This is a genomic window from Neisseria sp. P0018.S001 (assembly GCF_051957355.1).
Lineage (GTDB): Bacteria > Pseudomonadota > Gammaproteobacteria > Burkholderiales > Neisseriaceae > Neisseria > Neisseria subflava_A.
The window spans coordinates 25,313-36,721 of sequence record NZ_JBQCWN010000018.1; the positions used below are offsets into that span (position 1 = coordinate 25,313).

Genomic DNA, 11,409 nt, shown 5'->3' on the forward strand with positions numbered 1-11,409 from the left:
ACTCCTTTTGACTTTCAATTGCAAACATTGTAATGACAGATATTTTCGTTTAGAATTGCATGTTTGCTCTAAATCTGGATTGATATGCAGACAACACAAGCCACATCCAACTGGGAGCTGTACAAGCGTTTGCTTGGATATTTAAAAAGCTATTGGAAGATGTTTATCGTCTCCGTAGTGGCCATGCTGATTGTCGCCGGTACGATGCCGGCTTTCGGTTACTTGCTCAAACCTTTGATTAATGAAGGTTTTGTCGATAAAAACATGAAAAGCATGTCATGGTTGCCGCTGGCAATTGTGGCGCTGTTTTTCATTCGCGGCCTGTTCAACTTCATCAACGAATATTGCACGACGTATCTGTCCAGCCACTTGGTGCAGCGCTTGCGCGGTGAAATGTTCAACAAAATGATGCACCTGCCGACTTCGTATTTCAGCAGCAATACCGGCGGCCGTTTGATGTCTCGTATCTTGAACGACGTCAATCAAATTACCGATGCAGGGTTTAACGTCATTACCGTGATTGCCAAAGACGGCGTGAGCGTAGTCGGCCTATTGGGCTTGCTGACTTATCTGAACTGGCGTTTGACCCTGATTACTTTTATCATCTTGCCGGTTGTTGCTGTATGTATCCAAACAGTCAGCAAACGCCTGCGCAAACTGTCTGCCAACAACCAAATTTATCTTGGCCAGCTGATGCAGGTCTTGGGCGAAAGCATTAATGGTGAACGCGTTGTAAAAATCTACGGCGGCCAAGATTATGAAAACCGCCGCTTCGACCGTATTGCCAATGATGTTCGCCGCAACCTGCTCAAACAGGTTTCCGCCAGCTCTGCCGGTACCGGCATTACACAATTAATGGCTTCGGTTGCACTGGCTGCGATTATTTACGCAGCCGCACGCCAAGCCGGACTTTCCGGCTTTAGCGCAGGCGATTTTATGTCGTTTTTGTCCAGCATGATCATGATGTTTGACCCCATCAAACGCATGACCGGCGTGATGCAGTCACTGCAACGCGGTTTGGCGGCGGCAGAAAGTGTCTTTACCTTTTTGGATCAACCCGAAGAAAGCAACGAAGGCAAACAGATCCTCAGCCGAAACCCTGGCGATATCGAATTTTGCGATGTTGTACACCGCTATCCTGAAGCCGAACGCAACAGCTTAAACCACATCAACCTGCTTGTACCGCAAGGCAAAGTTACCGCATTGGTTGGCGCATCAGGCTGCGGCAAAACCACCTTGGCCAATATGTTGCCGCGCTTCCTTAATCCGGATGAAGGTAAGGTTTTGATTGGCGGCGTCAACATCAATGAATATACACTCGAAAGCTTGCGCAGCCGTATGGCATTCGTCGGCCAAAACGTTGTCCTGTTTAATGGTACGATTGCTGAAAACATTGCCTATGCTCAAGCTGACAAATTCAGTGAAGAAGAAATTATCAATGCTGCAAAAGCCGCGAATGCTTGGGAATTTATCCAAAAAATGCCACAAGGCTTGCACACTGAAGTTGGCGAAAACGGTTTAAAACTGTCCGGCGGCCAACGTCAACGCCTCGCCATTGCGCGTGCGCTTTTGAAAAATGCGCCGATTTTGATTTTGGACGAAGCCACCAGTGCATTGGATAATGAATCCGAACGTTTGGTACAAACTGCATTGGAAAACCTGATGCAAAACCGTACCACATTGGTGATTGCCCACCGACTTTCGACCATCGAAAAAGCCGACAACATCGTTGTCATGCACGAAGGCAATGTCGTCGAACAAGGCACTCATCATGAATTGATCAACGCAGGTGGACGCTATTCCGACCTGCACAGCCTCAGCGAAAAATCAGCCAAACCGGCAAGCAAGTAGCTGAACACCATATTCCATTCTTTTTATTAACCTTGGCCGCCCCGACCTATCCTTTTCAGACGGCCTTATCCGACAGGAAATATCAATGGCAGCATTCAACACCCAGAAAGTCTTGTCCGTACACCACTGGACCGACGCTTACTTCACTTTCACCTGCACCCGTGACGAATCTTTGCGCTTTGAAAACGGCCAATTCGTCATGGTCGGCCTGATGGTAGACGGCAAACCACTGATGCGCGCATACAGCGTGGCTTCCGCCAACTGGGAAGAGCATCTGGAATTTTTCAGTATCAAAGTACAAGACGGCCCATTGACCAGCCGCCTACAACACCTTAAAGTCGGCGACGATGTCCTTATCAGTAAAAAACCGACCGGTACATTGGTTGCCGGCGACCTGAATCCGGGCAAACACCTCTACCTCTTGAGCACCGGTACCGGTATCGCCCCTTTCTTGAGCATTACCAAAGACCCTGATGTTTACGAGCAATTCGAAAAAATCATCTTGGTTCACGGCGTACGCTACAAAAAAGACTTGGCATACTACGACCGCTTCACCAAAGAATTGCCCGAACACGAATACTTGGGCGACTTGGTTAAAGAAAAACTGATTTACTACCCAATCGTTTCACGCGAAGAATATGTACATCAAGGCCGTCTGACCGATTTGATGCGCAGCGGCAAACTCTTTGAAGACATCGGCCTGCCTAAAATCAATCCGCAAGACGACCGCGCCATGCTGTGCGGCAGCCCTGCCATGTTGAAAGACACCTGCAGCGTCTTGGACGAATTCGGCCTGACCGTTTCTCCGAAAACCGGCGTTCGCGGTGACTACCTGATTGAGCGCGCATTCGTCGATCAATAACGTATCTCCGGCAACAGGCCGTCTGAAACCCTTCTTTCAGACGGCCTAAACCTTAATAATTTATCCCACATTATGCCTACTCTACTCATCATCCGTCCGTCCAACCGTCCACAGCAAGATATCCAAACCTGCCATGCAGCCGGTTGGCAGGCTCAGGTATTGAGTCCGATTGAAATAGAGTTGGATCATTCGGCGCTAAAAAAACTTCCCGAACAATTCAAGCAAGCCGATGTGGTGTTTTGGGTCAGCCCGACCGCTATTGAAACTGCAGTACCGTGTCTGACCTTTTCAGACGGCCCTAAAGTACACATTACCGTCGGCCAAACCAGCCAACATACTTTGGCACAATTCTCCCCCTATTCCGCCTTCTCTCCCGAAGATGGTAACGACAGCGAAGCCGTCTTGAGAATGCCTATTTGGAAAACCCTGCCACCCAACGCCCGAGTTCTAATCATTCGAGGCCATGGAGGCCGTGATTTTCTAGCAGACAAACTGACCGAACTGGGTTTCCAAATCAACATCGCCGAAATCTATTTCAGACGGCCACACGCCATCGATTGGCAGAACTTTAAAACTGAAGACATCGCCGCCGCCTACGTTACATCCGGCGAACTTGCGCGCGAATTTTTCCATCAGATTCCGCCACAATTTTCCCGATTCTTCGAATCCTTGCTATACTTTACCCACCATCCGCGCATTGCCGATGCGCTTCGCATCGTCGGTGCTAAACATGTAGAAACCGTCACTTCTTTATCCGCTGCACTTTCATCCATACCACAAAGGAGCCAAGCAGTGAACCCTGTCGAAGACAATAAAGATACCCAACAAGTTGCCAATACGGCAGCTCCGGCGCCTGAACGTTCTGAAAACACCAGGCCGTCTGAACAAATCAAACCTACCCAACCTCAGCAAGTGGAGGCGAGCATGCCCGAGTCCAACAATCTCCCACAAAACAACGCCCCTGTTATCATCAAACAATCTGGCGGCAAAGCCTTGGCCGCAGGTGCGATCGTCTTGGCACTGCTTGGCCTAGGCGCGAGCGGATTCCTGTTTGTACAGGGTCAAAATGTTTTAAAAAACCAAGAGCTCGAATTCAACCAAAAAATCGACAAAGCTGCGTTAGGCGAATCTGAAAACGCCAGCCTTTTAAAAGACAACCTCAACCGCCAAACCGCTATTCAGGCCGAGTTAGACCGCCTGAACAACGGTCAAAAAAACAATAGCGATCAAATTCTACAAACTCAGAAAGCTTATCAAGAGCTGCTCAAAGGCCGTATCAACTGGCTGGTCGACGAAGCCGAATCGATGTTGAACACTGCTTCGCAACAATTGATGCTGTCAGGCAACCTACAAGGCGCGGTCAGCGTATTGGAACACATCGACAGTCGCTTAAGCCGTTTTGAACAGCCTGAGCTTATCCCCATCAAGCAAGCCATCAGCAATGATTTGGCCGCGCTGAAAAACCGTCCTTATGTCGATATTTCCGCTACTGCCTTGCGTATCGACCGTTTGGAAACCGGTATTTCCGGACTGCCTTTAGTCTTGGACGGCGTATTAAAACCGGGTGCCGCACCTGTCGAAGCCGCTAATTCAGGCACTTGGTGGGAAAACACATGGGAAAAATCCCTCAATGCCCTCAAAGGCTTGGTTGAAGTCCGTCATCTGGACAGCAACGACGCCATGTTGATTTCACCCGATCAAACCTACTTCATCCGTGAAAACCTGCGCCTGCGCCTTTTGGATGCGCGCATTGCCCTGTTGCAACACAACGGCGAAGTGTATCAAAGCGATTTGAACAACGTTGAAGCAACTGTGAAGCAATACTTCGACAGCAAATCCCCTGCTACCCAGTCATGGCTGAAAGAGTTGGCCGAACTCAAAGCCCTTGATGTCCGCATGATTTCAGATGACAGCCTGAAAGCCAGCTTGAGCGCCGTTCGCGCTTATCAAGAAGGTTCGCGTACACAAATGACGACCGAAGAAGCTGCACAAACCCAAGCTACCGAGAAAACCGTTTCCGCTCCGGCTGCAACCACCGAGCAAGCCACAACTGCCGCACCGGCTGCCGCTTCCGCTCCTCAGTCTTTGGAAGCACCTGCATTGCCGTCTGAAAACAAAAAAGAACCGGCCGCCGAAGCTGCCAAACCACAAAACCAAACCAAGCCTGCTGCCAAAATTAAAGGAGAGCAAGCATGAAAACCGTCGTTTGGATTGTCATTCTGTTTGCCGCCGCCGTTGGTTTAGCGTTGGCTTCCGGCATTTATACCGGCAACGTGTACGTCGTGGTTGAGCAAACCATGCTGCGTATCAATCTGCATGCCTTTGTTTTAGGCCTGCTGTTGAGCGTATTCGTCTTGTATTTCCTGATTAAATTCGTGTTCGGCCTCTTGAACATTCCGGCGCGTATGCAACGCTTCGGTATTGCCCGCAAAGGCCGTCAGGCTTCTGCTTCTTTGAACAGCGCAGGTTTGGCATATTTTGAAGGCCGTTTTGAAAAAGCTGAGCAAGAAGCCGCCAAAGTCTTGCAAAATAAAGAAGCAGGCGACAACCGTACCCTGGCTTTGATGTTGGGCGCGCACGCGGCCGACCAAATGGAAAACTTCGAATTGCGCGACCGCTATCTGCACGAAATCGAACACCTTCCACAAAAGCAGCAACTGTCCCGTCATCTTTTGCTGGCCGAATCTGCACTGAGCCGCCGCGATTATCCGACTGCCGCACAAAACCTTGAAGCCGCAGCAAAAATCAATAGCAACTTAAGCCGCCTAGTCCGCCTGCAATTACGTTATGCCTTTGATCATGGCGATGCTTCAGATGTCTTGGCAAAAGCGGAAAAACTGGTCAAAGCCGGCGCCATCAACGATTATGAAGCCGAACAGTATCAAAATTGGGCATATCGCCGCCTCTTAAGCGAAGCAACCGATGCAGGCAGCCTGAAAGCTTGTTTGAAACACATTCCTGAAAGCTTGAAATCAGGCGAATTGTGTGTCGCGATTGCCGAAAAATACGAGCGTTTGGGTTTGTATGCCGATGCAGTCAAATGGGTTAAAACCTATTATCCGCAAACCCGCCAGCCCGAGCTTTTGGAGGCATTTGTCGAATCCGTGCGTTTCCTAAGCGAGCGCGAGCAACAAAAAGCCATCGACTTGGCAGATTCTTGGTTGCAGGAACAACCCGACAATGCACCGCTGTTAATGTATCTTGGCCAACTGGCCTACGGCCGTAAACTTTGGGGCAAAGCCCAAGGCTACCTCGAAGCCAGCATCGCCCTGCAACCAAGCGTATCCGCACATTTAGTCCTAGCGCGCGTGTTTGATGAAACCGACCAACCGCAAAAAGCGCAAGAACAACGCAATCTGGTTTTGGAAAGCGTGGCCGAAGAAGAACATCCGGCAGCCCTTCCTCAACCAAATTGATGTGCTGATTTTGTATTAAGCGACAGTATGAAATCTACAACAGAACCAACCATTTAATCATTTCAGACGGCCTCAATACATATCTAAGGCCGTCTGAACTTTGTCCAACACACCAAATCAGAAAGCCTATTTATCATGACTGCTCTGAAAAACGACACTTTCCTCCGCGCCCTGCTTAAACAGCCTGTCGAATACACACCTATCTGGATGATGCGCCAAGCCGGACGCTATCTGCCTGAATACAAAGCCACGCGCGCACGCGCAGGTAGCTTTCTCGATTTGTGCAAAAACACCGAGCTGGCGACCGAAGTCACCATCCAGCCTTTAGAACGTTTTGATCTGGATGCGGCAATTCTGTTTTCCGATATTCTGACCGTTCCAGATGCCATGGGTTTAGGCCTGTATTTTGCCGAAGGTGAAGGCCCAAAATTTGAACGCGCTTTGCAACACGAAGCCGACATTGCAAAACTGCAAGTTCCCGACATGGAAAAACTGCAATACGTCTTTGATGCCGTGACTTCCATCCGTAAAGCACTGGACGGCCGAGTTCCGCTGATCGGCTTCTCCGGCAGCCCGTTCACACTCGCCTGCTACATGGTTGAAGGCGGCAGCAGCAAAGAATTCCGCACCATCAAAACCATGATGTATTCGCGCCCTGATTTGCTGCATAAAATCCTCGACACCAATGCTCAAGCCGTTACCGCTTATCTCAACGCCCAAATCGATGCCGGCGCACAAGCCGTACAAATTTTCGACACTTGGGGCGGCGTGTTGAGCGATGCAGCGTTTAAAGAGTTCAGCCTGAAGTACATCCGACAAATCGTTGCCGGACTCAAACGCGAAAGCGAAGGCCGCCGCGTGCCTGTTATCGTATTTGCGAAAGGCGGCGGCTTATGGCTGGAAAGCATGGCAGAAATCGGCGCAGACGCATTAGGCTTGGACTGGACCTGTAACATCGGCGAAGCCCGCCGTCGCGTCGGCGAACAAGTTGCCCTGCAAGGCAATTTTGATCCATTCGCCCTCTTTGGCACACCGGAATCTATCCGCACCGAAGTCGCACGCATCCTTGCCGACTACGGCAACGGCAGCGGCCATGTATTCAACCTCGGACACGGCATCAACCAACACGCCAATCCGGAACACGCCAAAATCTTGGTCGATACCGTACACGAATTGTCCCGTCAGTATCACGCTTGATTGAGCGCGTAACGTAAAAGGCCGTCTGAAACCGTAGTTATTGTTTCAGACGGCCTCTTAGCTCAAACCTTGAGAACCGCATGCGTGCGTTCCGCACACATCCTACTTGTTGAGTTTAGATTTCATATGGGCTACGGCTTGCTCATGATTCATGGTTATTCTCCTTTTCTAGTTTGCAACAAGTTGAGGTTATCTAAAACAAGATTTAATTCAGTCATAAGCTTCTCATGATGAAAAATGTAAACATGGTTTTATATAACTTATTCTATTAATTATGTATTCAATAAACTCAAATCATCATTTGTTGGAATGGTAAGGTGATTTTCATTATTTCTAAATTCCCCACTAACATATTCTGAGAATGCACATGTTTTGCAGCAATAAACTAATCTATTAGTCTCGATTTCCTTCCATAAATCAAAACCATAGGTGCCATGGCAAATATTACATTCCATATCTGGTTCTTGAATAATAAATAAATTCTCTAAAAAATTTTGTAGCAATTGATAAATATATGGATTATTTCTTTGCATGGAAATATCTATTTCCCGTTTAAGAGCTTTTAAATCGTAAAAACTAATTAGTGATTTTTTTATTGGATAATTAGGGATATCTAAAATTTCTATATTCATAAATTCAGAAATATTTGAACCGTGATCTAAAAATTCTTTCTCTAAACTAGGATAATCATGTAACCATTTAAGAATTAAAGTTGCGAGTAAGATATGATCTACATTATTACCTATACCCTCTATTTTTTCTTTTAAAGAAAGTATTATTTTTTTTTTGCATAATTACTGCCCTTTCACTGGATATGTTGTGATTAAATTTCCCATTTTGTCAGTAAATATCTTAATATATCTAGTTGGTGTTCCTCCTTCCTTCAAACTAGTTATACCAATATTCTTACCAGTATCGACTACACGGACAAACTGACCGCCAGGGATGGCTGTTACTGGAGAGGATATCGTATTTCTACTTTGTAAAATAACTTTTAATTCATTTGGAGTTATTGAAAAAATAGAACGGCTATTTTCAACTGGCCTATAAAATGGCCGTCTATTAGAGTTAGCATAGATAGTGTCGCCGCCGCTCAAGCCGATAAATAAAGGTCGTCTGAAACAGTTTCCTAGTTTTCAGCCAACCTACATTGCATAATGAGGAGAATATCTTAAATAACCAAGTATCCTCAATCATAATTTAGAGAAATTATTTTTTCAGAGTCTAACTCTGTTAATATGATTAACTTATTAACTTTATCTATTTCCCAATCTGATATTATATCGGTAGATACTGAATTTTCTCTTGTTAATTTTTTATCTGTAATAATTGCACCCAACTCATGAATAATACAAATTTTTTGATTCTCTAATAAATAAATATCAAAAAATATGCCATCTATATTTAGCATATTAACTCTTAAATTTTGTATAGAAATACAAAAAACAACTGAATCAAATCCAATAAAAATATTTTTATCACCAAATATTAATACTTTTGGGAGAATGCTTATACAGGAAATAGCCAACCCAATACCTATATTGAATTCTTTATGAAAAGAAAGAATAAAACATCGATAAATTTCCTTTCCTTCCTCTCGTAGAATAATATATTTTTGATAGGTATTTAGTAAATAGTCTTCTAACTCTCTTATGGAATTATAAGGATATTTCGTTAATTTCATTATTTGAGACCTTTACAAAATTCCCAAAAATCCCCTAAATTCCGACCCAAGACATTTAGGGGATTTCTCATGAGTACCTTCTTCCAACAAATCGCACAAAACACATCGATCGTTTCCCACTATTGAAATTAGAGCAGGTCATTGATTGGCAGTTAACCAAGCCAGCAACTGCTTATTCAGTATACACGTTTCCGTTGCTATGTTAACCGTGTTGCACGAGCTGACAACCTTGGACTCTACAGCATTCTTTCCCCTCGTACTGATCGACCTACCCACAGGTGCAGCATTGACTGTATTGTTTAGTGGTTTAACACCCCAAAACCGACGAAAAACAAGACCTAAAGGCCGTCTGAAAGCAAAAACACAATTATCGTGTAAATTTGTTTTCAGACGGTTTTTCTATATACTTAATATCTGAAGCTTATCAGCTGACACCTTCAAACTTAAAAACACATCAACTCCCGCTACCGAATATGAATTTTTTAAAAGACATCACCTGGACCGAAATTTTCATCTTCGCCCACACCTGCGCCGCACTCGTCTGCATGCTGCGCGTGTTGTACAAACAAAAAAACATCGGCTCAACCTTTGCCTGGCTGATTATCCTATTCCTTTTCCCCGTATTCGGAACCATCGCCTACATCCTTATCGGCGAGCCTCGTCTCGGCACGGCCCGCGCCAAACGTACCGGCGAAATGAACCGCTTCTACCGCAACTTTGCCGCCACCCATCTAGCCGATATCTATCTCGACATTGCCGACCAAGTCAAATCACGTTACCACGGCATCAGTAAAGTTGCCGAAAAAGGAACGGGGCTGGGTGCCACCAAAGGCAACGCCATGAGCCTGCTCTCAACCACCGATGCCATCATCGACAGCATGCTTACGGACATACGCGCCGCAACCCATTCCTGCCTGCTGGCCTTTTACATTATCGAGCCCAAAGGTCGCATCGAAGAAATTTTAAATGAAATTCTTGCCGCCGCAGATCGGGGCGTTGACTGTGCCATTCTGGCCGATGCCGTCGGCAGCAGGAGCTTTTTTGAAAGTGACTGGGTAGAGATACTGCGCCAAGCAGGCGTTGAAGTACATACCTCATTACCTGTCGGCATCTGGCGTACACTATTCACGCGCACCGATCTGCGCAACCACCGCAAAATCCTCGTTATCGACAGCAAAATCGGTTACACAGGCAGCTTCAACCTTGTCGACCCCCGCTATTTCAAACAAAACTCCGGCGTCGGAGAATGGGTAGATGTCATGATGCGCTGTACAGGGCCTATGGTTTTGGAACTGTCTGCCGTCTTCTTCGCAGACCTTGCCGTCGAAACCGATGAAAACCTCCAAAACGTACAAACATACCTCAATCAAGCCCAAAGCCTGCTGCCCCAAATCCTTCCCGAAAAAATGCAGCAAGGCGATATTGTTGCCCAAATCATTCCATCCGCTCCCGAGCAAGGCAGCTTCGTTATCTACGAAACCATCATCAGCGCCATCTATGCCGCCACCAAACAAATCACGATTACCACCCCCTACTTTGTCCCTGACGAACCGCTTCTCATGGCGTTAACCGTTGCCGCCAAACGCGGCGTCAAAGTGACCCTGATACTGCCAGCCAAAGTCGATTCACTGATGGTACGCTACGCCTCACGCGCCTACTACCCTATGTTGCTGGAAGCCGGGGTCAAAATTGCCATGTTTGAAGGTGGGCTCTTACATGCCAAAACCATGACCATTGACGAAGACTACTCCCTCTTCGGCACGGTCAACATGGACATGCGCAGCTTCTTCCTCAACCTCGAAATCAGCCTCGCCATCTACGATCGCGATACCACCAAACAAATCTGCCACCTACAGCGCAGCTACCTTAAAAGCAGCAGCTACATTGCCATCAAATCATGGCAACAACGCTCCAAACTCCGCGGCCTTGTGGAAAATGCCGTCCGTCTAATGAGCCCTTTGTTGTAAAACATAAATATTTAGGCCGTCTGAAAAATATTTTTCAGACGGCCTTTTAAATAAAACACTGATAGATAAAATTCTTTATTGACGGATATTCAAGCTATCCTTTCTCTCCCTCTCGGAAAAAGTAAGACTCAACCCATTTCCCAACCAAAGAATCTTTACCAAATTTAACTAAAATATAAACTGAGACCTTTGCAAAATTCCCCAAAATCCCCTAAATTCCCACCAAGACATTTAGGGGATTTTCCATGAGCACCTTCTTTCAGCAAACCGCCCAAGCCATGATTGCCAAACACATCGACCGTTTCCCACTATTGAAGTTGGATCAGGTGATTGATTGGCAGCCGATCGAACAATACCTGAATCGTCAAAGAACCCGTTACCTTAGAGACCACCGAGGGCGTCCCGCCTATCCCCTGTTGTCCATGTTCAAAG

8 protein-coding genes and 2 pseudogenes are annotated in these 11,409 nt (G+C 46.6%); 8 read left to right on the forward strand and 2 right to left on the reverse strand.

Annotated elements, in window-relative coordinates:
* The first annotated feature begins 84 nt into the window (after window positions 1-84).
* From msbA to hemE, 6 genes and pseudogenes are all read left to right on the forward strand, one after another.
* Window positions 85-1,851, forward strand: coding sequence for a lipid A export permease/ATP-binding protein MsbA (msbA, locus tag ACTHTJ_RS10040; protein ID WP_070585632.1), 1,767 nt, complete (start codon window positions 85-87; stop codon window positions 1,849-1,851).
* Window positions 1,852-1,936: 85 nt separating this feature from the next.
* The gene (locus ACTHTJ_RS10045) at window positions 1,937-2,713 is read left to right on the forward strand and encodes a ferredoxin--NADP reductase (RefSeq protein WP_003679792.1); all 777 of its coding nucleotides are present in this window, start codon (window positions 1,937-1,939) and stop codon (window positions 2,711-2,713) included.
* Window positions 2,714-2,785: 72 nt separating this feature from the next.
* A pseudogene (locus ACTHTJ_RS10050) lies at window positions 2,786-3,421 on the forward strand (uroporphyrinogen-III synthase); the annotation flags it as partial.
* Window positions 3,422-3,637: 216 nt separating this feature from the next.
* Window positions 3,638-4,909 (forward strand): uroporphyrinogen-III C-methyltransferase, encoded by a 1,272-nt coding sequence (locus ACTHTJ_RS10055; protein ID WP_283120606.1) that lies wholly within the window; start codon window positions 3,638-3,640, stop codon window positions 4,907-4,909.
* Window positions 4,906-6,129: a heme biosynthesis protein HemY gene (locus tag ACTHTJ_RS10060; RefSeq protein ID WP_377073298.1), complete on the forward strand. Its 1,224-nt coding sequence runs from the start codon at window positions 4,906-4,908 to the stop codon at window positions 6,127-6,129. The genes ACTHTJ_RS10055 and ACTHTJ_RS10060 overlap by 4 nt, the downstream gene beginning before the upstream one ends.
* A gap of 135 nt (window positions 6,130-6,264) precedes the next feature.
* Window positions 6,265-7,326, forward strand: coding sequence for a uroporphyrinogen decarboxylase (gene hemE / locus ACTHTJ_RS10065; protein ID WP_070585626.1), 1,062 nt, complete (start codon window positions 6,265-6,267; stop codon window positions 7,324-7,326).
* A gap of 272 nt (window positions 7,327-7,598) precedes the next feature.
* On the opposite strand, the gene ACTHTJ_RS10070 is transcribed toward hemE, so the two are convergent.
* A complete protein-coding gene (locus ACTHTJ_RS10070; RefSeq protein ID WP_283120604.1) occupies window positions 7,599-7,958 on the reverse strand; it encodes a hypothetical protein in 360 nt (119 codons plus the stop codon).
* A gap of 557 nt (window positions 7,959-8,515) precedes the next feature.
* On the reverse strand, window positions 8,516-9,010 hold the full coding sequence (locus ACTHTJ_RS10075; protein ID WP_070714059.1) for a hypothetical protein: 495 nt from the start codon (window positions 9,008-9,010) through the stop codon (window positions 8,516-8,518).
* Window positions 9,011-9,483: 473 nt separating this feature from the next.
* Here ACTHTJ_RS10075 and cls point away from each other — a divergent pair, with 473 nt between their 5' ends.
* Window positions 9,484-10,977, forward strand: coding sequence for a cardiolipin synthase (gene cls / locus ACTHTJ_RS10080; RefSeq protein ID WP_070585620.1), 1,494 nt, complete (start codon window positions 9,484-9,486; stop codon window positions 10,975-10,977).
* Between the two features lie 245 nt (window positions 10,978-11,222).
* A pseudogene (locus tag ACTHTJ_RS10085) lies at window positions 11,223-11,409 on the forward strand (IS5/IS1182 family transposase); the annotation flags it as partial.

Coding starts and splice junctions, on each gene's coding strand:
- msbA (WP_070585632.1), top strand. CDS start 85: ATGCAGACAACACAAGCCACATCCAACTGGGAGCTGTACAAGCGTTTG.
- ACTHTJ_RS10045 (WP_003679792.1), top strand. CDS start 1,937: ATGGCAGCATTCAACACCCAGAAAGTCTTGTCCGTACACCACTGGACC.
- ACTHTJ_RS10055 (WP_283120606.1), top strand. CDS start 3,638: ATGCCCGAGTCCAACAATCTCCCACAAAACAACGCCCCTGTTATCATC.
- ACTHTJ_RS10060 (WP_377073298.1), top strand. CDS start 4,906: ATGAAAACCGTCGTTTGGATTGTCATTCTGTTTGCCGCCGCCGTTGGT.
- hemE (WP_070585626.1), top strand. CDS start 6,265: ATGACTGCTCTGAAAAACGACACTTTCCTCCGCGCCCTGCTTAAACAG.
- ACTHTJ_RS10070 (WP_283120604.1), bottom strand. CDS start 7,958: ATGAATATAGAAATTTTAGATATCCCTAATTATCCAATAAAAAAATCA.
- ACTHTJ_RS10075 (WP_070714059.1), bottom strand. CDS start 9,010: ATGAAATTAACGAAATATCCTTATAATTCCATAAGAGAGTTAGAAGAC.
- cls (WP_070585620.1), top strand. CDS start 9,484: ATGAATTTTTTAAAAGACATCACCTGGACCGAAATTTTCATCTTCGCC.